The organism is Exiguobacterium mexicanum, assembly GCF_005960665.1.
Classification (GTDB): Bacteria; Bacillota; Bacilli; order Exiguobacteriales; family Exiguobacteriaceae; genus Exiguobacterium; species Exiguobacterium mexicanum_A.
On the sequence record NZ_CP040676.1, the window covers coordinates 298,499 to 320,291 of the forward strand.

The 21,793-nt window shown below is 53.5% G+C and carries 23 protein-coding genes; 17 read left to right on the forward strand and 6 right to left on the reverse strand.

Translation table 11 applies throughout. The features are described from left to right. Window positions 1–36: 36 nt before the first annotated feature. Window positions 37–2,166 carry a (Fe-S)-binding protein gene (locus FED52_RS02035; RefSeq protein WP_138858753.1) on the forward strand — a complete coding sequence of 710 codons (2,130 nt, stop codon included), beginning with the start codon at window positions 37–39 and terminating at the stop codon, window positions 2,164–2,166. An 80-nt stretch (window positions 2,167–2,246) separates the two neighbouring features. Here the strand turns inward: FED52_RS02035 and FED52_RS02040 are convergent, their stop codons facing one another. Further along, window positions 2,247–3,503, reverse strand: a complete 1,257-nt coding sequence (locus FED52_RS02040; RefSeq protein WP_138858754.1) for a globin-coupled sensor protein — start codon at window positions 3,501–3,503, stop codon at window positions 2,247–2,249. 171 nt (window positions 3,504–3,674) lie between these two features. On the opposite strand from FED52_RS02040, the gene FED52_RS02045 reads away from it, so the two are divergent. The 6 genes from FED52_RS02045 to FED52_RS02065 all read left to right on the forward strand — a co-directional run bounded on the left by FED52_RS02045 (window position 3,675) and on the right by FED52_RS02065 (window position 8,977). Next, the gene (locus FED52_RS02045) at window positions 3,675–4,715 is read left to right on the forward strand and encodes a hypothetical protein (protein WP_205729348.1); all 1,041 of its coding nucleotides are present in this window, start codon (window positions 3,675–3,677) and stop codon (window positions 4,713–4,715) included. Continuing rightward, the gene (locus FED52_RS13935; protein WP_205729349.1) at window positions 4,691–4,960 is read left to right on the forward strand and encodes a hypothetical protein; all 270 of its coding nucleotides are present in this window, start codon (window positions 4,691–4,693) and stop codon (window positions 4,958–4,960) included. Before FED52_RS02045 ends, FED52_RS13935 begins: the two co-directional genes overlap by 25 nt. A gap of 149 nt (window positions 4,961–5,109) precedes the next feature. Continuing rightward, window positions 5,110–5,589 carry a DNA-directed RNA polymerase subunit delta gene (gene rpoE / locus FED52_RS02050; RefSeq protein WP_138858755.1) on the forward strand — a complete coding sequence of 160 codons (480 nt, stop codon included), beginning with the start codon at window positions 5,110–5,112 and terminating at the stop codon, window positions 5,587–5,589. 236 nt (window positions 5,590–5,825) lie between these two features. Then, window positions 5,826–7,421, forward strand: a complete 1,596-nt coding sequence (locus FED52_RS02055; RefSeq protein WP_138858756.1) for a CTP synthase — start codon at window positions 5,826–5,828, stop codon at window positions 7,419–7,421. A gap of 133 nt (window positions 7,422–7,554) precedes the next feature. Then, entirely contained in the window at window positions 7,555–8,385 is an 831-nt protein-coding gene (locus FED52_RS02060) for a TVP38/TMEM64 family protein (protein WP_138858757.1), read from the forward strand. A gap of 43 nt (window positions 8,386–8,428) precedes the next feature. Then, window positions 8,429–8,977, forward strand: coding sequence for a GNAT family N-acetyltransferase (locus tag FED52_RS02065; RefSeq protein WP_029594654.1), 549 nt, complete (start codon window positions 8,429–8,431; stop codon window positions 8,975–8,977). 14 nt (window positions 8,978–8,991) lie between these two features. Here FED52_RS02065 and FED52_RS02070 read toward each other — a convergent pair whose 3' ends face one another. The 3 genes from FED52_RS02070 to FED52_RS02080 all read right to left on the reverse strand — a co-directional run bounded on the left by FED52_RS02070 (window position 8,992) and on the right by FED52_RS02080 (window position 11,369). Beyond that, window positions 8,992–9,660 carry a helix-turn-helix transcriptional regulator gene (locus tag FED52_RS02070; RefSeq protein ID WP_125317989.1) on the reverse strand — a complete coding sequence of 223 codons (669 nt, stop codon included), beginning with the start codon at window positions 9,658–9,660 and terminating at the stop codon, window positions 8,992–8,994. Between the two features lie 114 nt (window positions 9,661–9,774). Beyond that, the gene (locus tag FED52_RS02075; RefSeq protein ID WP_029594656.1) at window positions 9,775–9,987 is read right to left on the reverse strand and encodes a hypothetical protein; all 213 of its coding nucleotides are present in this window, start codon (window positions 9,985–9,987) and stop codon (window positions 9,775–9,777) included. A 266-nt stretch (window positions 9,988–10,253) separates the two neighbouring features. Continuing rightward, window positions 10,254–11,369: an NADH-dependent flavin oxidoreductase gene (locus tag FED52_RS02080; RefSeq protein WP_138858758.1), complete on the reverse strand. Its 1,116-nt coding sequence runs from the start codon at window positions 11,367–11,369 to the stop codon at window positions 10,254–10,256. A 260-nt stretch (window positions 11,370–11,629) separates the two neighbouring features. Between FED52_RS02080 and FED52_RS02085 the strand changes: the two genes are divergently transcribed. Beyond that, complete coding sequence (locus FED52_RS02085) at window positions 11,630–13,285, forward strand: glycerol-3-phosphate dehydrogenase/oxidase (protein ID WP_138858759.1); 1,656 nt, start codon at window positions 11,630–11,632, stop codon at window positions 13,283–13,285. Between the two features lie 42 nt (window positions 13,286–13,327). Here the strand turns inward: FED52_RS02085 and FED52_RS02090 are convergent, their stop codons facing one another. After that, entirely contained in the window at window positions 13,328–13,750 is a 423-nt protein-coding gene (locus tag FED52_RS02090) for a hypothetical protein (RefSeq protein ID WP_138858760.1), read from the reverse strand. Window positions 13,751–13,862: 112 nt separating this feature from the next. Here FED52_RS02090 and FED52_RS02095 point away from each other — a divergent pair, with 112 nt between their 5' ends. From FED52_RS02095 to FED52_RS02135, 9 genes are all read left to right on the forward strand, one after another. Continuing rightward, window positions 13,863–14,213, forward strand: a complete 351-nt coding sequence (locus tag FED52_RS02095; RefSeq protein WP_138858761.1) for a YxeA family protein — start codon at window positions 13,863–13,865, stop codon at window positions 14,211–14,213. 80 nt (window positions 14,214–14,293) lie between these two features. Next, on the forward strand, window positions 14,294–14,653 hold the full coding sequence (locus FED52_RS02100; protein ID WP_240731285.1) for a response regulator: 360 nt from the start codon (window positions 14,294–14,296) through the stop codon (window positions 14,651–14,653). 160 nt (window positions 14,654–14,813) lie between these two features. Beyond that, window positions 14,814–15,668, forward strand: coding sequence for a class II fructose-1,6-bisphosphate aldolase (fba, locus tag FED52_RS02105; RefSeq protein WP_138858762.1), 855 nt, complete (start codon window positions 14,814–14,816; stop codon window positions 15,666–15,668). A 97-nt stretch (window positions 15,669–15,765) separates the two neighbouring features. Then, window positions 15,766–16,596, forward strand: a complete 831-nt coding sequence (locus FED52_RS02110; RefSeq protein ID WP_138858763.1) for a hypothetical protein — start codon at window positions 15,766–15,768, stop codon at window positions 16,594–16,596. A 79-nt stretch (window positions 16,597–16,675) separates the two neighbouring features. Beyond that, on the forward strand, window positions 16,676–17,326 hold the full coding sequence (gene fsa / locus FED52_RS02115; protein ID WP_128123504.1) for a fructose-6-phosphate aldolase: 651 nt from the start codon (window positions 16,676–16,678) through the stop codon (window positions 17,324–17,326). Window positions 17,327–17,352: 26 nt separating this feature from the next. Beyond that, window positions 17,353–18,606 carry a UDP-N-acetylglucosamine 1-carboxyvinyltransferase gene (gene murA / locus FED52_RS02120; protein WP_138858764.1) on the forward strand — a complete coding sequence of 418 codons (1,254 nt, stop codon included), beginning with the start codon at window positions 17,353–17,355 and terminating at the stop codon, window positions 18,604–18,606. A 17-nt stretch (window positions 18,607–18,623) separates the two neighbouring features. Further along, the gene (gene glpX, locus FED52_RS02125; protein WP_029594665.1) at window positions 18,624–19,592 is read left to right on the forward strand and encodes a class II fructose-bisphosphatase; all 969 of its coding nucleotides are present in this window, start codon (window positions 18,624–18,626) and stop codon (window positions 19,590–19,592) included. 236 nt (window positions 19,593–19,828) lie between these two features. Further along, window positions 19,829–20,620, forward strand: a complete 792-nt coding sequence (locus tag FED52_RS02130; RefSeq protein ID WP_240731329.1) for an ATP-binding cassette domain-containing protein — start codon at window positions 19,829–19,831, stop codon at window positions 20,618–20,620. Continuing rightward, window positions 20,610–21,380 carry an ABC transporter permease gene (locus tag FED52_RS02135; RefSeq protein ID WP_138858765.1) on the forward strand — a complete coding sequence of 257 codons (771 nt, stop codon included), beginning with the start codon at window positions 20,610–20,612 and terminating at the stop codon, window positions 21,378–21,380. The genes FED52_RS02130 and FED52_RS02135 overlap by 11 nt, the downstream gene beginning before the upstream one ends. A gap of 10 nt (window positions 21,381–21,390) precedes the next feature. Here the strand turns inward: FED52_RS02135 and FED52_RS02140 are convergent, their stop codons facing one another. After that, complete coding sequence (locus FED52_RS02140) at window positions 21,391–21,789, reverse strand: hypothetical protein (RefSeq protein ID WP_138858766.1); 399 nt, start codon at window positions 21,787–21,789, stop codon at window positions 21,391–21,393. Window positions 21,790–21,793 lie beyond the last annotated feature (4 nt).

A 21,793-nucleotide genomic window follows, 5' to 3' on the forward strand; every position in this document is an offset into this window, starting at 1 on the left:
AGATTGAATCCGTTTTCATAAGGGGGAGTTTTGGGGATGTCTACATTTTTAATCGTCAACTGGATTTTATTCTTGCTCGTCCTCGGCTATGGACTATATTTGTTCGCATCGTTGGTGTACCAGCGCTATACGTTCATCAAGCTCGGGAAAAAGGCAGAGTGGAGCCAAACGAATAAGGAACGGCTTGAACAGGTCATGATCAACGTGTTCGGGCAAAAGAAACTGTTGAAAGACAAGAAGAGCGGCATCATTCACGTCATGATGTTCTATGGGTTCATCCTCGTCCAGTTCGGGGCCATCGACTTCATCTGGAAAGGACTTGCTGTCGGGACGCGTTTCCCGCACATCCCGCTCGGTCCGCTCTATCCGATTTTCACGTTCATGCAAGAAATCGTCATGCTCATGATTCTCGTCGCGGTCGTTTGGGGATTCTACCGCCGTTACGTCGAGAAACTCGTGCGTTTAAAACGAAACTTTCTGGCCGGTCTCGCCCTCATCTTCATCGGTGGGTTGATGGTATCGGTCTTGTTCGGGAACGGGTTCTACCTCGTCTATAAAGAAGAGCTCCCTATGTGGGGCGAACCGGTCGCGACACTCATCGGTTCGGCGTTCGCTTGGGTACCGGGAGGGGTCGCCTTCGCCTTGTTCGTCGTCTTTTGGTGGCTTCACCTCTTGTTCTTGCTCAGCTTCATGATCTATATCCCGCAAGGCAAGCACGCCCATTTGATCGCCGGGACGCTCAACGTCTGGCTCGGACGGACGCACCAGGTCGGTCGTCTCGCACCGGTCGACTTCTCAGCGATGGAAGAGGCGGAGGAGTCGGATGAAGAAATCGTCTTCGGCGTCAATAAGATCGAAGACTTCAACCAAAAACAACTCGTTGACTTGTATGCCTGTGTCGAATGCGGACGCTGTACGAACGTCTGCCCGGCGACCGGGACTGGTAAAATGTTGTCGCCGATGGACCTCATCGTCAAACTGCGCGACCACATGAACATGAAAGGGGCCGCCATCACGCGTAAATCGCCGTGGGCACCGGCGCTCATGTTCCAAAACACGCAAGGGGCCGAGATCGCGGCCGCGGCTCAAGACGGGCATATGCTCGTCGCCGACGAGTTGATTGGCAACGTCATCACCGAAGAAGAGATTTGGGCATGTACGACATGTCGCAACTGTGAGGATCAATGTCCGGTCATGAACGAGCACGTCGACAAGATCATCGACCTTCGCCGTTACCTCGTCATGATGGAAGGGAAGATGGATCCTGAGGCGCAGCGTACGGTCGCGAACATCGAACGTCAAGGCAATCCGTGGGGGATGAACCGGAAAGAGCGCGAGAACTGGCGCAAAGACCGGGAAGAACTCGTCATCCCGACAGCGAAAGAGAAGAAGAAGGCCGGTGAAGATTTCGAATTCCTCTTCTGGGTCGGGGCGATGGGCTCATACGATAGCCGCAGCCAAAAAGTCGCGCAAAGCTTTGCGAGCGTCTTGAACAAGGCCGGCGTCTCGTTCGCCATCCTCGGGAACGAAGAGAAGAACTCAGGGGACACACCACGCCGCATCGGGAATGAGCTGTTGTTCCAAGAGCTTGCCGAGGCGAACATCAAACTGTTCGAAAAGTATGGGGTCACGAAAATCGTCACGGTCGACCCGCACGCGTATAACACGTTCAAAAACGAGTATCCGGACTTTGGACTCACGGGTGTGAAAGTGTATCACCATACCGAGCTCCTCGCCGAGCTGCTCGATACGGGCCGGGTCAAACCGGACTTCTCCGTGAACGAGCGTGTCGTCTATCACGACTCATGTTATCTCGGACGCTATAACGGTATTTACGACGCCCCACGTTTCGTCTTGGAACGCATCCCAGGTGTCGAACTCGTCGAGGCGGAGCGGAACCGTGAGAACGGCATGTGCTGCGGCGCCGGTGGCGGTCTCATGTGGCAAGAAGAGAAAGTCGGGACGCGCGTTAACGTGGCCCGGACCGAGCAGTTGCTCGAGACGAAACCGACGGTCATCGGGTCGGCATGTCCGTACTGTTTGACGATGCTCTCGGACGGGACGAAAGCGAAAGAAGTCGATGAGACGGTCGGTACGTTCGACGTCGTCGAATTGCTTGATCGCTCCCTCGCTCCAATCGAAGTACCAGAACCGATTGTCCAATAAAAACAAGGCACGGTCCGCGGACCGTGCCTTGTTTGTCGTTAGTGCATCTCGGAAGTGGCCAATAAGGAAGACGTCAGGTGTTATAGTCCTTGCGTCGTCTCATTGATGGCCGAAATCGTCTCGACCATTTGGCCGAGGTCTTGCTTGTTTCGTTCGAACGACATGACGTAATTGCCCATCTCGTCTTTGACGGTCGAGAAGCCAGCTTTGACGGCACCGAGTTGACGCATTGCCTCGTCGTTCGTTCGATGCATCTGTCCCATTTGATCGAGCAGGGCGGCGATGTTCGCTTCATTCTCATGGATGAGGACGTTGATTTGACTGCTCAGCTGTTTCGCATTCTCGGCGAGCGTCCGCACTTCGGTCGCGACGACGGCGAAGCCTTTGCCGTGCTCACCGGCTCGGGCCGCTTCGATTGATGCGTTCAAGGCGAGCAAGTTCGTCTGGTTGGCAATCTGTTCGATGCTCCGAGTCATGCTGACGATTTCTTGCGAGCCGTCCTTGAGCGCGGTGATGCGATCGAGCGAGGCGTCGACGTACGTCGCCGACTGTTTGAACTCGGATTCCATCTGTTCGATTTGCTCGCCGTTCGTATGCGTCAAGCTCATCAAGTGACGGCTCATCTTCTCCGTCTGCTCGGTCTCGGACAACACTTGATGGGCTCGCTTGCTCGTCTCGGACATGGCGTGACCGGTCTGCTCCATCGTCGTCGCGACTTCCGTGCTGACGCGACTGACATCGTTCAATAGCGTCGCTCGGGCGACGTTTGCCGATTCAATCTCATCGAGACGCGCATCGACGTACTGCTCAGTGACGATTTGGGCGTCCAAGTTCATCGCATGGGACAATGCGAGGAGCGATTCGGTCAATGTGGCCGGGTCGTGTTGGTACGTCTCGACGATTTTTGGGACGAGCAACGTGTTGAAGGCAGAATAGGTCGCGAGGAACCAGACGACCGGTACGGCATAGTGGTGATGCGTCTGGCCCATCCGTTTACGCATCGCAAGGAACTTTTCATCGATGTTTCCGGTCAACAAGCTCCGGAAGTAGTCAGCGAACACTTTTTTAAGCCGCTCACGTGTCGACGAGGCGTTGGCGATTTGGACCATCTCAGGCTGCAACATCAAGTGGTCGAGGACGTTTTCGAGGACATCGTCTAACACGGACTCGACGAGCGGTTCCATGTCTTGGAGTCGCTTCACTTGCGATGCCGTATAACCCATATAATGGGTGCGCCCGTTCAAATTTGGATCGGTCGGTCGTGCGGTCTTAGCCACATCAGGGAAGCCGATCGACGCGGTGTAAGCGGTAGGTTTTGATTTACGGAACAGTGCCATGTTTCATTCTCCTTTTTCTCGTACAGCTAAAATAGCGTTCTATTCTATATCGGCAAACATGTGAAAAAACTGAGGAGCTGATGTGTGATTCGAGAGGTTCTCGAATGGAAGGGGGCGGGAAAGAAGGAAAGGAGAGCGATTCAATCATTTTCTAGAAATGAGGTATCTTTAATGAAAAACACGGTCGTGTTATTGACGATTGTCAGTGCCCTCAGCAGTCAAATCTTGCCTCAAATTTTATTTTTGTCCATCATGGCGGTCGAAGACGGCGTTGGACGATTAATCCCGTTCATGATTTTTTACGTGGCGAGTATGTCGGGACTGCTTCTATGGGTGTACATCATTGGTCGCCTTGGCTCGAAACAGACATTCTTACTGGCGCTGACCGTCTTGGTGACCGGACTCATCTGCTTTTTGCTGCCGTTTGGCTGGGCGATCGAATTGAGCGCTTTTCTTGTCGGTGTCGGATCGATCGGTGTCGGGTCGATTATGACGACGATTTTGTCACAGCTGAAGGAACTGTCCACCACAGACGAGTCGGCGGATCAGAAAGGGAGTTCGCTCCCGCTCGTACTCGCACTCGTTGCCTGGATCGTCATTTTCTCTTATGTGCTGACTCGATCATATGACGAGGCTGTCATCCTCTTCCTCGTCAGTCTGATCCTGCCTTGGCTGTTCGTGAGAAAGTTGCCGCTCGAGAAAACGGCGACGTGGGCATGGGCGACAGGGAAGTTCGTGCTTGCCTTCATCACCGTCACCGTGTTCACGTTGGTGAGCCGTCTCCTCAGCCTGTTGGAAGAGGCGAGCGGGTACGTGGAAATCTTTTTATTGATGATTATTTTGCTCGGCTACGTCGGGTGGGTATTGTTCCAGGAGCGGACGAGAACGTACGTCAGTGCCACCAAAACATGGCAAGTCCAGTTGCTCTCGTTCGTCGTCGGGTTATTTGGCGGTTGGACGTTGATTGGCGCCGTATTCGTCAGTCTGGCCCTATACTCGTTTCAAGTGCTCTTATTCTACGTGTTCATGCCGTTCTTGGCGGGCGTCATCGGCTGGATATTATTGAACCGTGTGTTCGACGTGGCACGCCATCCGTACTACGTCCTGCTCGTCACGTCGCTGCTATTCTTCCTCGGTTTCTTGGAGCCACTTCGCTGCTATTCTTCCTCGGTTTCTTGGAGCCGCTCGTGTTTATTCCGGTCCTGTTTGTGAGTGGGTACGTCCAGACGATGTACGCGAGTGCGGGTCACGTCTATCTATATGCATCGTATGGGGACAACAAAGAGTTCGCCTCGCTGCTCTTGCAACTATGGAAACGGATCGGGATGGTCGTCGCTTATTCCGCGCTCATGATTGGATTGCTCGGCTACGGCCTATATACTGGCCAGTCCGTCAATGCAGAGTTGTCCTTCAAAGTCCCGCGCGGTTGGATGCTCGGGGTGCTCGGTTTGACGTGAATCTTCAACGTCGGATTGATTACGCTCTATTGGTTAAGCATCCAAAAAACCGTTGAAACTTCAAAATAATTTCCTCTAGCTTTTTCATATCGGTTTTGTTTATAATGAGGAGTGATGTTTAACTAGTGACGGAAAAGGAGTGTCCTTTAATGAATAAATCGTTGATCGATTTCGTTTACGAAATTCTTCAAAAGACTGGCGAGCAACCAGTGTCATTTGATGAGATTCGTGAGCTGATCAGACAAAACTATACGTTCGCAAGTGAAGAGGAGGAGCTCGAGAAAATCGCGCAACTCTACACGGACATGAACATCGACGGACTATTCGTCAACTTGGGAGCTAACCGTTGGGCGCTTCGTGTTTGGTATCCGTTCGATAAGTCAGACGAAGATCTCGTCATCGAAGCACGCCAGCGCGGTGAGCTCGATGAGTTCGAAGAAGAGATCGATGAGACGGATGAAGGCATCGTCGACATTGAAGACGACCTTGACGTCTTTGCAAAAGGTGAAGATTTTGACGCATCTGAGTTCGATGCCGAGGATGAAGCCGAAAAAGTGGAAGGCCTTGACGAGTTCGAGGACGAAGACTTGGACGACGACCTCGACCTTAAAAACGAGGATGATTTATAAGAGACCGCAAAAAGCCGGGCATTTGTCCCGGCTAGGCGTGTCTCTTTTTCTTTTTTGACAGTTGAAAAAAAAGAAAAAATAATGACTTGACGACTGCATCGTCTCTGACGTAAATTAGTCATGGGCTAGTTTAGCACGTAACGATGCAGCAAAAGTGTCCTCCATTTCAGTGGGGGCACTTTTGCTTTTTTTGTTTTTTCGTTTCCCGTTGTGGCATTTAAGAGAGGAGAATGATGATGACAAAGTATATTTTCGTAACAGGTGGGGTAGTATCTTCACTCGGTAAAGGGATCACAGCCGCTTCACTCGCACGTCTACTCAAAAACCGAGGTTTGAACGTGACGATTCAGAAGTTTGACCCGTATATCAATATCGACCCAGGAACGATGAGCCCGTACCAGCACGGAGAGGTGTTCGTCACAGATGACGGCGCTGAGACGGACCTTGACCTCGGTCACTACGAGCGCTTCATCGACATCAACTTGTCGCAAAACGCCAACGTGACGTCAGGTCGCATCTACTCGACGGTCTTGAAAAAAGAGCGTCGTGGCGATTATAACGGGGGAACGGTCCAAGTCATTCCACACATCACGAATGAGATTAAAGACCGCGTCTTCCGCGCCGGTCGCGAGACGAACGCAGATGTCGTCATCACAGAGATTGGTGGAACAGTCGGGGACATCGAGTCGCTTCCGTTCATCGAGGCCATTCGTCAAGTGAAAAACGATATCGGCAAAGAGAACGTCATGTACGTTCACTGTACGCTCGTCCCTTATCTCCGCGCTGCCGGTGAGATGAAGACAAAACCGACCCAACATAGCGTCAAAGAGCTCCGCAGTTACGGGATTCAGCCGGATATCATTGTCCTCCGTACCGAGCACGATATCCCAGAAGAGATGCGGGAAAAGATTGCCTTGTTCTGTGATACACGTAAAGAAGCGGTCATCGAGGCACAAGATGCGTCGACGCTTTACGAAGTGCCGCTCAACCTTCAAAAGCAAGGAATGGACCAACTCGTCAACGATTACTTCGGCTTCAACACGCCGGCCGCTGACATGACGGCTTGGAAAGAGCTCGTGCACACGGTCACGCACCTCGAGAAGAAAGTCAAAATCGCTCTCGTCGGAAAATACGTCGAACTTCGTGACGCGTACATCTCGGTAGCAGAATCGCTCAAGCACGCCGGTTACGCCTTCAACGCCGACATCGATGTCGATTGGGTCAACGCTGAAGAGGTGACGGCAGAGAATGTCGAGACGCTTCTCGGAGACGCAGACGGGATTCTCGTCCCAGGCGGATTTGGAGAACGCGGCATCGAAGGGAAAATCGAAGCGACGCGTTATGCGCGTGAGAACAACGTCCCATTCTTCGGGATTTGCCTCGGCATGCAGCTCGCGACGGTCGAGTTCGCCCGTAACGTCTTGAAGCTCGACGGTGCCCACTCGGCCGAAATCGATCCGACGACGAACTATCCGATTATTGATTTGCTTCCAGAACAAAAAGATATCGAGGACCTCGGCGGCACGCTCCGTCTCGGCCTCTATCCATGCAAGCTCGAGCCAGGTACGAAAGCGCACGCCGCTTACAACCAAGAGCTCGTCTACGAGCGCCATCGTCACCGTTACGAGTTCAACAACGAGTACCGTGAAGCGTTCGAGGCAGAAGGGTTCAAGTTCTCAGGAACGAGCCCGGACGGCCGTCTCGTCGAAATCATTGAGATTCCAGAGCACAAGTGGTTCGTCGCGTCACAGTTCCACCCAGAACTCATTTCGCGTCCAGAGCGTCCGCAACGCTTGTTCCACGATTTCATCCAAGCCTCACTCGGCGAGTGAGTGGCAGGTCACAGTCTATGACTGTGGCCTTTTTTCTCGGGCAAAAGGCTGATGTGCGCAACAGCTTCAGGTGGATACATGTTGCCCGAAATCCGGGTACACTAATAGTAGAACAGGGAGAGGGCGATGCGACATGCGAGAACGAACTATAATTTATGCAGGATACGGGGGAGCGCTCGTCACGCTCAGCCTGTTGCCGTTCGTCGTCTTGCCGACGCTATTATTGCCGTATCAACTCGGGTGGACCGGGATTGTATTGCTCGCACTGTCGATTGGTCTATTGCGGTCGATTCGCGAGGGCTCGAACACATACTTGAAACAGATGCTCAAAGTCACGTTCACGTTATTTTTGTTGTTCGTCTTCGTATACTACGTTTCGTTTGGTCTCGTTTTATATGATTCTTACGGGCTCGAGCGGTTGCTCGAACAGTATGGCGACCAGGCGATGTGGGTGTTCGCCGCCTTCAGCTTCCTGCAACCGATCGCGCTTCCGGTACCGGAGGCGGTCAGTGTCCCGATCGGCAGTGTCGCCCTTGGCCCGCTCCGGGCGGCCGTAATCGGGAGCGTCGCGACGACGCTCGGCATCCTCGTCATGTACGGGCTCGCTCGGTTCGGGCGGGAACGGGTGATGCGGCTTATCGACGCCGACAAGCTCGCGACGTATGACCGATACGTGGACAAGTACGGGCTCGGTGTGTTGCTCGTCTTGTTCATCATCCCGATCTTGCCCGATGAGGTCATCTGTCTCGCGGCTGGGTTCAGCCGGGTGCCATTTCCTCGATTCGTTTTGATCGCCATCGGCGCGAAGCTCGTCACGTCGTTCGGTCTCGCCTATTCGGTCTCGCTCGGCGAACTGTTCATCACCGGTGCGAGTCCGTTCGCCGTCGTCTCGGTGACGGCGAGTCTGTTGCTCGTCATCTTGGCGCTCGTCTGGCGAAAGCGGAAAAAAGGGAATTCGAACTGATCCCTTGAAAGAGTATAGCAGCACAGATAGAGAGGACGAGGGTATGATTCGTGATGAAGCGTTAGTGATTCGACCGATTGAGGCACGGGACTTGGATCGGTTATGGGAATTGATGTATAAGAACGAGGCACCAGAATATAAGAAGTGGGACGCGCCGTATTTCGAACATCGGGCGCAGACGTACGAGGTGTACTGTCAGAATGCGGACGAACACGTCGGCCGTGACGACATGTGGGTCATCGAGGTCGATGGGACCGTCTACGGGACGGTTTCCTTCTATTATGAAGACGCCGGACAGAACTGGCTCGAGGTCGGCATCATCCTCCATCAAGCCGATCGCTGGAATCGGGGCATCGGTACGCGGGCGCTCAAGCTGTGGGTCGGCCATCTGTTTCAGACGTTGCCGACGGTCCGGGTCGGATTGACGACGTGGTCGGGCAATGAGCGGATGATGAAAGTGGCCGAGAAAATCGGCATGCGACTCGAAGGTCGGATTCGTCAGGTGCGCGTCGTCGACGACGTGCGTTACGACTCGATTCGCATGGGTTTGTTGCGAGAAGAATGGATGACAGAAAGCGCTAAGTCTCGGTAGAGGCTTAGCGCTTTTCACGTGTGGAACAATTGGCGGTATTGGAGTGGGGTCATTTGTTTGTACGTCTTGAACGTGTTGATATAGGCCGTGCACGAGGCGAAGCGATATTTCTCACCGATGGTACAAATCGGCAAATTCGTTCCGAGCAAATCGGCGATGGACGCATCGATGCGGCGGCGCCGGATTCGTTCGGGTACACTCTCGCCGACTTCCTGTTTGAACAGGGCCGACAAATAATTGTTTGATAACCCGATTTGTTGGGCGATCCACGGGAGCGATAATTCCGGCTCTTTCAAATGCTCTTCAATCAAATGGATGGTCGTCGTGACGTTCGGGTTCGTCGACACGGGAGGGGATAGGAACGCCATCATCTTCGTCAAATGGTCGACGATGACGGGAATGGCATAGATAAAGTCGAGTGTCGTCGTCAGTTCATCGATTAAGATGAGAAGAGCGCTCGTATAATTGAGCGCGGTCTGGACGTTTGGGTTATCGACTGGAATCAGACGGATGACGTGATAGACGAGGCCGCGGTAGTAAAAACGGACACTCATGTACTCATCGGAGACCGGAAGTTTCAATAGGTCGAGCGTCAGCGTCTCGAGCAGCTGTTCGGCCCGAATCGGATGGGCGCTGCGGAGCGCACTCACAATTTGTTGATCGAGCGTATAAAAGTTATCCACATGCTGAAAATCATCGAACAAATTTTTGTCACGATGCAGATGATTCAGAAATTGGCGTTTGATTTTGTTTTCCACCGGATGAGTCACTTCTTTCGTCGTACGATCGGGAACCGTTTATTTATTTCGCGGAACGTTCCGTTTAGTCACTTGCTTTAATTCGGCGATTTCGCGAGCGAGTGCTTCTTCACGGGAACGTGCGGATGATTCGAGGTGGTGTTCGAGTTCCTTACTTTTTTGTCGATACGTTTCAGCGACTTCTTTCGTACGCTGTTGATGCTGATTGAGTTGTTTGTTGTACGCATCGAGATCAATTGGCTTTTTCGTCATACATCATATGCCCCTTTCAAAAGACGGTCAAACAGACAGGCGCGGTGCAAGCGAGGCTTGGCCCGCAGTTTCATCGAGGAAACGGTTCCTGTCCTTAGCTTACGAAGGGGGTGAAAGCTTGGAAAGTTAGGTCAACACGAAAGAAGTGGTGAAAAAGATGAAAAATGTGACGAAATTGTGTCCGCAGCATATCCCATTTCTCACACTACTCGATGAATTGCACAAACCACAAAAAAACCGCAGACATGAAGTCTGCGGTTGAAGGCTTATTTGACGGCTTGGTCTTTGATTGGGAACCAGCCGGCGCGTGTCGTGATGGCGTTCCAGAGCGGAGCCGGTACGGCGAGTTCGGCTTGCTTGTTCAAGTCGAGTTCGGTCTCGATTTCGTCTTCTCGGTCGTCTTTCACTTTCTCGAGCCAATCCGGGTCGATGATGAGTTCGCGGCCTAGCGCGGCGAGGTCGATGACGTTCAGTGCGTCTTCGACTTGACCTGGGCGCTGGAGCTGTCCGACTCCGATGAGCGGGATGGCACCGTTGATGCGTTTGGCGATGCGATCAATCGACCGCTCCGTCACGTTCTCGTTCCGCATTGAACCGATGTTGAAGTTCCAGAGCGAGGCGTGGAGGTAATCGAGGTTTTCTTCGAGCAACATATCGATTAATACGTCCGTATCGTCGAGCGTGATACCCGGCTCCTCGACTTCTTCCGGTGAGAAGCGGTAACCGATCAAGAAGTCGTCTGTGCCTTCGGCCGCACTTTTCACCGAGCGGATGACTTCACGCGGGAATGTGAGACGTGCGTTCACGTCGCCGCCGAAGCGGTCGTCGCGTCGGTTCGAGTGGGGTGAGAAGAACTGCTGAATCAAGTATGTGTTCGCCCCATGAATCTCGACGCCGTCAAAGCCGGCCTCGATGGCACGACGTGTCGCATCGCCGAACGCCTCGATGATGGCTTCGACTTCCTCGGTCTCGAGGGCACGTGGAGTGGCGGCCCCTTCACGGACCGGTGCGACGGCACTTGCGCTTACCGGTTGTTCGTTCGGTACGAGTTCCGGAGGAGACATGCGTCCTGCATGGAAGATTTGAAGAATCGCTTTCGCGCCTTCCGCTTTTAGACTTTCGGCGAGCTGGCGCAGCCCTGGAATGAACTTGTCGTCGTTCACACCGAAAGCGTTCGGGAACCCTTTGCCGTCCTCGGTCACGTAAGCACATGCCGTGATGGCGAGTCCGACGTTCTTGGCCCGCTTCCGGTAGTAGGCGAGTTCGTGCTCTGACACTTCACCCGTCGGTTCAGACGAATAGTGCGTCATCGGCGCGAGGACGAGCCGATTGTGGATCTCGACGCCGTTTTTGAATTGGAAAGGTTGTAACATGCGTTTCATAAAAACTCCTCCTTGTTGGTGATACCTTGAAGTCTAGTCGTCTCTTTTCGAAATTGCGAGCAGGACGCTTTCTGAGGAGCACGTTGCACACTTGGTGAGCGGGTCGATGGTTGAAGACGTGAGAATAGGGTATAATACAGGAGAAAAGTTGATAATCGGTTGGAGACTATAGAGAGACCACGACATGGGGGGCGAAGCCTTGTTTTGTTGTGGTCTCTTTTCATATACATCTGACCGGATTCATTATAGGAGGGGACAAGATGGAAATTAGAAATTTCTCAGCGAAAGAACGTGCCAAACGATACGAACAATTGACGGGGGAACGCCATGATATTCTCGTCGTCGGCGGAGGCATCACTGGTGCCGGGATTGCGCTCGATGCCGCATCCCGTGGGATGAAGACGGCCGTACTCGAGATGCAAGACTTCGCGGCCGGAACGTCGAGCCGCTCGACGAAACTCGTCCACGGAGGTTTACGTTATTTGAAACAGTTCGAAGTCGCACTCGTCGCCGAAGTCGGTAAAGAGCGGGCAATCGTCTATGAGAACGGGCCACACGTCACGACACCGGAGCGCATGCTGTTGCCGATGCATAAGGGCGGCACGTTCGGACCACTTTCGACCGCGGTCGGCTTGATGGTGTACGACTTCTTGGCCGGCGTCAAACGCGCAGAGCGCCGCGTGATGTTGAAACCGGATGAAGTCATTCAAAAAGCACCACTCGTAAAAAAAGACGGTCTTGTCGGTGGCGGATATTACGTCGAATATCGGACGGATGACGCTCGGATGACGATTGAAGTTGCGAAAGAGGCGGCCAATCACGGTGCCCTCTTAATGAACTACTCGAAAGTGACCGGTCTCATCTATGAGCAAGGCAAAGTCGTCGGCGTGCACGTCGAGGACCAAATCGACGGCAAGACGTATGAGGTCTATGCGAAGAAAGTCATCAATGCGACCGGACCTTGGGTCGACGTGCTCCGCGAGCAGGACGGCTCGAACAAAGGGAAGATGCTCCGCTTGACGAAAGGGATTCACCTCGTCATCGACCAATCGAAATTCCCGCTCAAGCAAGCGATTTACTTCGATACACCGGACGGACGGATGGTATTCGCGATTCCACGTGACGGCAAGGCGTACGTCGGGACGACGGACACGTTCTTCGATAAGGATAAGGCTCACCCACGTATGACGACCGAGGATCGCGACTATATTTTAGAGGCGATTCACTATATGTTCCCAGATGTCAATGTGACGGCAGACGACGTCGAGTCGAGCTGGGCCGGGATTCGTCCGCTCATCTATGAAGAAGGCAAAGACCCGTCTGAGATTTCACGTAAAGATGAGGTCTGGCAGTCAGAGAGCGGTTTGATTACGATTGCCGGCGGGAAGTTGACGGGTTACCGCAAGATGTCAGAGACAGTCGTCGATTTAGTGGCGAAACTGCTCAAACAAGAAGAAGGTATCGTCTTCCTCGCCTCGCGTACGAAGCATATGCCGATGTCGGGCGGCCATGTCGGTGGCTCGAAAGGGTTCGATGACTTCTTGACGAAGAAGAAGGCTGAACTGAAAAACCTTGGTCTCGATGACGTCAAAGCCGAGCAGCTCGTTCGTCTATACGGATCGAACATCGATCGTGTCATCGAGCGGATGGACTCGAACGCGTACGACCTTCCAGAGTACGTCTATGCACAACTCATGTACGGCATCGAAGAAGAGTCGGTCGTTCGGGCCATCGACTTCCTCGTCCGCCGGACCGGGGCGATGTTCTTCGACATCGATTTCGTCCGCGACCATAAAGATGGCGTGCTCCGTTGCATGGCTGACGTCTTCAAATGGTCGGATGCTCGTCTCGCTGAAGAGCGGGCCGAAGTCGAGAAAGAGATTGACCTCGCCGTTGTCCCCGTGACGGTTGAATAATGAAATGAACCAAAAGGAACCTCGCCGCGGCGAGGTTCCTTTTCATATGCCCAGTTCTTCATAATACGCCATGATGCGTTCGTCGAGCGCCTTGACGACGTCTGGTTCACCGAACAAATAGAGATAAAGATACGTACCGTCCTCACGGTACACTTCTGTTTCGAGTGTCAGCGTGGTCGGTCGTCCTTCGAAGATCACATCGATTGTGCCGAGCGCGTGCACGGCCGCTTCGTCGAGGTCCGGGTTAGAAGCCAGCTTTTTGATGCGGGCGATGTCACCGTCTGCGATAGGTTCATCGAACGTCTCGGACAAGACGGCGAACGTCTCCGGCAATTCCTCGAGATCGGTCTCGATGGCCGCGGCGAGCGGTGTCTCTTCTTGGTCTTCCCCGAAGACGTTCACCACAAGTGCGACCATGCTTCCAATCCCCACGACGAATACCACATACATCAAATATTGTTTCATAAGTTCGCTCCTATTCGAGTCATGTGTTCAGTATATCAACGTACCGGGTGTTTAGAAATAGGTAGACAATGGTATTGAAAAAGATGGAAATGGGAAAGGCGGGAGAGTTACGATGAAACGAGTATTTGCAATCGGTGGTGTCGTTTTCGTCTTGATTCTCGGATGGCGGTTTATCGATACAGACCGGCTGTTCGCCGACGTCTACTACGCGAAAGTACCGAGTGCGGAAGTGATTGACCGAGGAACGACATACACGTATGAGATGATCGGCTATGACGAAGATGGAAAGAAACGCCCGATTACGTTCCAGGACCCGACGCGCTTGGCTGAAGGTGATTTTTTGAAAGTATATGTCAAAGATGAGGGACGGGTGACCGCGTACGAACCGGTAGCCGAGTCGAAAGTGCCGGCCCAGCTGAAGGACGAACAGACCGATGAACCGGTAGCGATACCGTTGCCTTGATTTCAAAATAGTCGCGTCGCCAAATGAAATTGGATTTGGTATGGTTAGAGTATTGCAAAATATGGAGAGAAGGTAGATGGATGTCACGGATGTTGATCGCAGACGACCAAGACGGGATTCGGTTGATGTTGGCGCAGGTGTTCCAAAACCTCGGCATTGAGGTCGACACGGCGAATGACGGACTGAGCGCTTGGGAAAAGCTTGAACAGAACGGATATGATTTAGTATTGCTCGATATGAACATGCCGCGCATGTTCGGCCATGAGGTGCTCCGAAACATGCGTCAACGAGACATTGATACCCCGGTCATGATTATGACCGCGTTCGGCGAGAAATCGACACTCGAAGAAGTGCAACGCCTGGGCATCACCGCGCAATTTGAAAAGCCGTTCGATATTTATGGCATGAGTGAAAAAGTGAAAGAAGTCCTAAAAATCTAGTGATTCGTCACGAAGATGACATATGTAAACGCTTGCGCAGAGCCATTTCTATGCTCGAATAGCATAGGCACACGTTTCGACGTGTGTTATAATGGGAACGAATTGCACGGGAGCACTTTTCCCATAGTGCACAATAGCGAACAGACAGGAGGATGTCATTATGCCATTAGTATCAATGACAGAAATGCTTAACAAAGCATTCGAAGGCAAGTATGCAGTCGGCCAATTCAACATCAACAACCTCGAGTGGACGCAAGCGATTCTTCGCGCTGCGGAAGACGAGAAATCACCAGTTATCCTCGGTGTATCAGAAGGTGCAGCGAAGTACATGGGTGGCTTCACAACAGTTGTTAAAATGACTGAAGGTCTCATGCACGACTACAACATCACTGTTCCAGTTGCAATCCACCTCGACCACGGTTCATCTTTCGACAAGTGTAAAGCAGCGATCGACGCTGGTTTCACGTCTGTTATGATCGACGGTTCACACCACCCGATTGATGAGAACATCGAAATGACGAAACAAGTCGTTGAATATGCACACGCTAAAGGCGCTTCAGTTGAAGCGGAAGTCGGCACAGTCGGCGGCGAAGAAGACGGCGTTGTCGGCGGCGTACAATACGCTGATCTCGACGAGTGTGTACGTGTCGTTAAAGAAGCGAAAGTTGACGCTCTTGCGGCAGCACTCGGTTCTGTACACGGAGAATACCAAGGCGAGCCAAAACTCGGCTTCAAAGAGATGGAAGAAATCGCAGAAGCGACTAAAACTCCACTCGTTCTTCACGGCGGTTCAGGTATTCCTGAGCACCAAATCAAAAAAGCAATCGAGCTCGGTCACAGCAAAATCAACGTTAACACAGAGTGCCAACAAGAATGGACTCGTGCCGTACGTGAGAAGCTCAACACGGACTCGAAAGTGTATGACCCACGTAAAGTCATCGGCCCTGGTGTCGAAGCGATCTACAACGTCGTTACTGGCAAAATGCGTGAGTTCGGTTCAAGCAACCAAGCATAATCCTGTCACATCAGTCGGTTCTCCCTGTGAGAACCGGCTTTTTTTATTGAAACATAAGCGGTAGGGTACCGTATATAGATGAAAAGGGGGAGTTTGCATGAAGTATCAAGAACGTTCGACAGAATCATTTTGGCGCATTTTTTATATCGTCGGTCCCATCATTATAATTGGTATGACGTTGGCCTTTGCCGCGCTTCCGGTCATTCTCATCCTCATGAATCCGAAACCGTGGTTGATTCCGCTGTTGTCACTCACTGCACTCGGCGGTTACGGTGTGTATCGGTTCTTGCAACTGTTTCGCCAGCTGTTCTGGAAAGAGCGGCACCAATCGCACTATGAAGTGACCGCGACACATATTGAGGGGACGACGTATCGGCACGAGCCAGGTGAGTCAGTCGAGCAATCGTTCCCGCTCGATGCGATCAAGCAAGTCGTCTTCTTCCCGGCCATCGTCCGAAAGACAGAAGCGGCCATGCCGCATCCCTATAGACGACGGACGATCGAGTTGTGCCCGATGCTCGCCATCATGACCGAGGAGGATTCAATGGAAATCTTGTTCGACCAACGCGATCTCGACGCGTTCGAACAGTGGATTCAGTATTTTATCGGAGATAGCGTGCCAGTTTTCTATACACCGAAACGGCTCTACTGGATCGGGGCGAACATCGCGACACGGCGGGAGCGGTTCGACATGCTCCGTCGACCCGAAGAAATCATCCCGTTCACGTATACAGGCAACCTCGTGACCGACGAAGAGACCGCGGTCGGACTTTGGGTCGAGACGCATGGATCGGAGCGCTTGAAGAAAGGGCCGTATCAAGCGTATGAGACAAAACAAAAAAACGTGAAACGATGGACGGCAGTGGGGACGCTTGTTGGCGTTGGTTTACTCATCGGATCGATGCTCGCTATTGCCGCCTTCACGTAAAGGGTGTAGCAATTCCATGACAATTTCCTCATAATAAGAAGTGTAAGCGATCACAACACCATTCGAGGAGGAATTGTACATGCGTTTTTTCATTGACACGGCAAACGTGGAAGACATCAAGAAAGCTCATCAGATGGGCGTCATCGGGGGCGTGACGACGAATCCATCGCTCGTCGCCAAAGAAGGCGTCGATTTCCATACACGGCTACGCGAAATCTGTGAGATCGTCGGGGATCTCTCAGTCAGCGCGGAAGTTATTGCGCTCGACGCAGCGGGTATGGTGGAAGAAGGAAAGGAACTTGCGGCCATCGCGCCGAATATTACTGTCAAGGTACCGATGACGCCAGCAGGGATGGAAGCGGTCAATACGTTTTCACAGCTCGGCATCAAGACGAACGTGACGCTCATCTTTAACGCCAACCAAGCGTTACTCGCGGCTCGGGCCGGCGCGTCATACGTCTCGCCATTCATCGGTCGCCTCGACGATATCGGTCAAGATGGCCTCGACCTTGTCGAGACGATTGCCAATATCTTTGCCATTCATGGGATCGAGACGGAAATCATCGCGGCTTCCGTTCGCCATCCGGTTCACGTGACGAAGGCGGCCCTCCTTGGAGCCGACATCGCCACGGTACCATATAAAGTCATCGAACAGATGATGAAACATCCGCTCACTGACAAAGGGATCGAGCAATTCTTAGCGGATTGGAACAACGCTCAATCCAAATAAGTTTGTCGCAGAAAGGTTTGATCATCGTGGAAATTCTCCATATCGTAGGACAGCAAAAGCTTGAAGGAACAGTTGACATTAGCGGTGCCAAACAGAGCGCTTTGCCTTGTCTCGTCGCAGCACTGTTGACGGAAGAACCGGTGACGATTGAAAACGTCCCCGTGATCGAGGACGTCGAAGTGATGCTCAGTCTATTACAAGAACTCGGGGTCGCGATTGAACGGGACGGGGAGCGGATGACGCTTCATGCGAAAGACGCTGTCGCCATGCCGCTACTCGGCTCAGAAACGCGTAAAGTCCGAGCCGCTGTCTATTTGCTCGGGGTGTTTGCGGCTCGTTTTGGGAAAGGGGCCGTCGGGCTTCCCGGTGGATATGCGATTGGTCCACGACCGATCGATTTACATTTGAAAGCACTCGAACGTCTCGGGATTAAAGTCGAGAACGAATCGGGACTCTATCATGTGAACGCCGAAAAGTTGGAAGGGAATCGGATTTATCTCGACCTTCGCTCGTTCGGGGCGACGGTGAGCGCCATGCTCGCTGCCGTGCTCGCTGAGGGGACGACCGTCATCGAGAACGCGGCCATCGACCCGGAAATTGTCGACGTCGCGACGATGCTCACTTCGATGGGGGCACATGTCATCGGGGCAGGGACCGATGAGATTCGCATTAAAGGGGTCGACAAATTACACGGCTGTACGCATACGCTCATTCCTGACCGCTTAGAGGCCGGGACATTTATGATTTTTGGTGCTGTGGCAGGGGAAGTGACGGTACGAAACGTCATCCCGACCCACTTAGAAGGCGTCATCCAAAAGTTGATGGATTACGGGGCTGAAGTCGAAGTGGACGAAGAATCGATCACGGTGCGGGCGAACGCCTTCCGTCCGATCGATATTCGCGTCTTCCACTATTCGGGATATCCGACCGACCTGCAACCGATCATGTCGGCCGCGCTCCTAAAGGCGAACGGAACGAGTGTCGTCACGGATAAACTGTACGCCCAACGCTTCCGCCATATCGCGGAAATGCGACGGATGAACGCACAGATCACGCTCGAGGACGCTTCGGCCGTCATCCGTGGTGGGTCGACGCTCGCCAATGCGGAGATGGAATGTGCGGACGCGAGGAGCGGGGCGGCACTCGTCTTGGCAGGACTTCAGGCGAGTGGCGAATCCACGGTGATCCATGCGGAAAAATTGAACGATTCTTATGTCGATTTCGTCGGCAAACTAAAACAACTCGGCGCCCTCGCCTGGGTCGATGAGGTGTCCGAGTAACAAAGGGGAGAATTCGGGTGGAACGTAGTTTATCAATGGAATTGGTCCGAGTCACAGAAGCGGCAGCGCTATCTTCGGCTCGCTGGATGGGTAAAGGCTTGAAAGAAGAAGCGGACGACGCGGCGACGACCGCGATGCGTGAAGTGTTCGATACGATCCCGATGAAAGGGGTCGTCGTCATCGGTGAAGGTGAGATGGATGAGGCGCCGATGCTCTATATCGGTGAAAAAGTCGGGAACGGCTACGGCTCACGCCTCGACGTCGCCGTCGACCCGCTCGAAGGGACGAGCATCGTCGCGACGGGGACGTGGGGAGCGCTCGCCGTCCTCGCTGTCGCCGATGCCGGTGATTTGCTGCACGCGCCGGACATGTATATGGACAAGATTGCTGTAGGTCCGGAAGCGGCCGGATTGATTAGTCTCGATAATTCGATTGAAGAAAATATCGCCATCGTCGCCAAGGCGAAGAACAAGAACGTCGAAGACGTCGTCGTGACGATTTTACATCGTGACCGTCACGAAGAGATGATTCAACGCGTTCGGGCGACGGGTGCTCGCATCAAGTTGATTCCAGACGGTGACGTGGCCGCGGCCATCAACACGGCGTTCCCGAAAACGGGGGTCGATTTGTTGCTCGGTTCGGGCGGAGCGCCGGAAGGTGTCATCGCGGCCGTCGCGATGAAGTGCCTCGGCGGTGATTTCCAAGGCCGTCTGCTTCCTGAAGACGAAGCCCAAGAGAAGCGTTGCCAAGACATGGGCATCGCCGACACGGGCCGGATTTTGCTTCTAGACGACCTCGTCAAAGGCGAAGACTGCATCTTCGCGGCGACGGGCGTGACAGACGGGGAGCTTCTCCGCGGCGTTCAGTTCACCGGACAGGGCGGTCAGACACATTCGGTCGTCATGCGTGCCAAGTCGGGGACGGTCCGCTTCGTCGAAGGCATCCACTCCTTGAAGAAAAAACCGAAAATGGTCATGAAACCTTAATTCTCTCGAGTCGCGGACGTGATGTCCGCGGCTTTTTTGATGTGTTCCTACATATTTATAATGCACGCAGAACGGGAAAGGAAGGGCAGGAGGTGTGTGAGGATGATTGAAGTGGAGTCACTCGTCAAGACGTACGGAGATGTCCCTGCCGTCGATGGCATCTCGTTCTCGGTTCAGGAAGGGGAAATCTTCGCATTTTAGGGCCGAACGGGGCCGGGAAGTCGACGACCGTGCAAATGTTCACGACGCTCGTCCGGCCGACCGAAGGGAAGGCGCGGGTGAACGGATTCGATGTCGTCAAACAAGAGAAAGACGTCCGGTTGTCCATCGGTGTCGCCCTGCAAGAGACCGGGATCGACAAAGTATTGACCGGGCGGGAACTGCTTGTCCTGCAAGGCCGGTTGTTCAAGATGACCAAACAAGAGGCGGAGACGCGCGCCGAGGAACTGCTCCGTGTCGTCTCGCTCACCGAGGCGGCCGACCGGAGAAGCGGCACGTATTCGGGCGGGATGCGGCGCCGTCTCGATTTGGCGCTCACGCTCGTCCATCGCCCGACCGTCTTGTTTTTAGATGAACCGACGACCGGGCTCGATCCCGCGAGCCGTATCGAGATTTGGAACGAGGTTCGACGGCTCAACGAGGAGTTCGGCACGACGATTTTTTTGACGACCCAGTACTTAGAAGAAGCGGATGAACTGGCCGACCGGATTGCCATCATTCATCATGGAAAAATCGTCAATGAAGGGACGGCTGAAGCGTTGAAACGACTCGTCGGCGGCGAGACGATTGCGATGACGTTTCACAGCGATCAAGAGGCGGCCGCAGCCGCTGCGCTGTTCGGTCATGCGGCGACCGGGCAACACGTAGCGTTCGAGCTCATCGACCATACGTTGATGGAAGTCGTGCGCCAACTCGATGAGCGTTCGCTTCAACCGGAACGTCTGACCGTGAAACAGCCGTCACTCGACGACGTCTTTTTGAAAGTGACCGGGGAATCATACGAAGGAGGTGTGCCCGATGTGGACTGAGACATGGCTCTTCACGAAACGGAGTCTCGTCACGACGATTCGAAATCCGTTCTCGTTCATCCCGAACTTGATCATCTCTGTCTTCTTCTTACTGGTTTACACGAGCGGACTGTCGAGTGTCGCGTCGCTTCCTCAGTTTGATGGGAGCGCCTATTTGAACTTCATCTTGCCCGTCTCCATCGTCTCAGGGGCGGTCGGTGGGGCCGGTGGGACGGGACAAGCGCTCGTCCGTGATATCGAGAGCGGGTACTTCGCCCGGTTGCTCCTCACGCCAGCGACGCGGACGGCGATTGTGCTCGGACCGATGATTGCCGGCATGTTGCAACTGCTCGTTCAGACACTCCTCATTTTCGGCGTCGCGTTCTTGCTCGGCTTGTCGATTCCGGTCGGTCTGCCTGGCTTTTTGTTCACGGTGTTGCTCGCCATCGGGTTCGGTCTTGGCTTTGCCGGGTATTCGGTCGGTGTCGCGCTGAAAACACGGAACGCTCAGGCCGCACAGGCCGGTACGCTCTTATTCTTCCCGCTCATCTTCTTATCGACGACGTTCGTCCCGAAAGAGTTGATTGAGGCCGAGTGGCTGAAAGTAGCGGCGACGTTCAATCCGACGACGTACATCTTTGAAGGGATGCGCGCCGTCTTGACGCAACCGACAATCGATTGGAGCGCGTTATCGGCTGGACTCGCCGTCGCCGGAGCGATGAGCGTCATCATGGTCGTGTTCGCGGCGACGAACGCGCGCGGCGCCTTAAAACAAAAATGACGAGCAGGATTTAACCCCGCTCGTCCTGGTCGATCATAAACGTGACAATCAAAAAGAGAATGAAACTGATCAATGAGACTGTGCCCCCGACGATGAAGTAGACAAGGGTGACGGTCTCATTCCATTGGAACGGGTTCATCGTATAGAGCCACATCCCGCTCGTCAATCCAATCGATCCGAGCACGGCCGTCCATCCGTGAATCGTCACGAGCAGTTGGTTTCGGACCGAATAGACACGATAGAACACGCCCCAAGCGAAGGCCGATAACCAACCGGCGAGCAAGATATGGGCGTGAATCGGGCGGAAGGCGTAACTGCCGGCCCCCGACATATGCGAACCGAGCGCCGTCCCGATGACGCCGAACAGAGCGGCGAGGCGAATCAAACGAAGACTCCAAATCTTTTCCATGGCG

Bases quoted from the DNA above. Each gene is read 5' to 3' on its own strand.
- FED52_RS02065 (WP_029594654.1), top strand. From the start codon at position 8,429: ATGATTCGTGATGAAGCGTTAGTGATTCGACCGATTGAGGCACGGGAC.
- FED52_RS02040 (WP_138858754.1), bottom strand. From the start codon at position 3,503: ATGGCACTGTTCCGTAAATCAAAACCTACCGCTTACACCGCGTCGATC.
- FED52_RS02045 (WP_205729348.1), top strand. From the start codon at position 3,675: ATGAAAAACACGGTCGTGTTATTGACGATTGTCAGTGCCCTCAGCAGT.
- FED52_RS02060 (WP_138858757.1), top strand. From the start codon at position 7,555: ATGCGAGAACGAACTATAATTTATGCAGGATACGGGGGAGCGCTCGTC.
- rpoE (WP_138858755.1), top strand. From the start codon at position 5,110: ATGAATAAATCGTTGATCGATTTCGTTTACGAAATTCTTCAAAAGACT.
- FED52_RS02090 (WP_138858760.1), bottom strand. From the start codon at position 13,750: ATGAAACAATATTTGATGTATGTGGTATTCGTCGTGGGGATTGGAAGC.
- FED52_RS02140 (WP_138858766.1), bottom strand. From the start codon at position 21,789: ATGGAAAAGATTTGGAGTCTTCGTTTGATTCGCCTCGCCGCTCTGTTC.
- FED52_RS02095 (WP_138858761.1), top strand. From the start codon at position 13,863: ATGAAACGAGTATTTGCAATCGGTGGTGTCGTTTTCGTCTTGATTCTC.
- FED52_RS02035 (WP_138858753.1), top strand. From the start codon at position 37: ATGTCTACATTTTTAATCGTCAACTGGATTTTATTCTTGCTCGTCCTC.
- FED52_RS02080 (WP_138858758.1), bottom strand. From the start codon at position 11,369: ATGAAACGCATGTTACAACCTTTCCAATTCAAAAACGGCGTCGAGATC.
- fsa (WP_128123504.1), top strand. From the start codon at position 16,676: ATGCGTTTTTTCATTGACACGGCAAACGTGGAAGACATCAAGAAAGCT.
- FED52_RS02135 (WP_138858765.1), top strand. From the start codon at position 20,610: ATGTGGACTGAGACATGGCTCTTCACGAAACGGAGTCTCGTCACGACG.
- FED52_RS02085 (WP_138858759.1), top strand. From the start codon at position 11,630: ATGGAAATTAGAAATTTCTCAGCGAAAGAACGTGCCAAACGATACGAA.
- FED52_RS02100 (WP_240731285.1), top strand. From the start codon at position 14,294: ATGTCACGGATGTTGATCGCAGACGACCAAGACGGGATTCGGTTGATG.
- FED52_RS02055 (WP_138858756.1), top strand. From the start codon at position 5,826: ATGACAAAGTATATTTTCGTAACAGGTGGGGTAGTATCTTCACTCGGT.
- fba (WP_138858762.1), top strand. From the start codon at position 14,814: ATGCCATTAGTATCAATGACAGAAATGCTTAACAAAGCATTCGAAGGC.
- FED52_RS02130 (WP_240731329.1), top strand. From the start codon at position 19,829: ATGTTCACGACGCTCGTCCGGCCGACCGAAGGGAAGGCGCGGGTGAAC.
- FED52_RS02075 (WP_029594656.1), bottom strand. From the start codon at position 9,987: ATGACGAAAAAGCCAATTGATCTCGATGCGTACAACAAACAACTCAAT.
- FED52_RS02110 (WP_138858763.1), top strand. From the start codon at position 15,766: ATGAAGTATCAAGAACGTTCGACAGAATCATTTTGGCGCATTTTTTAT.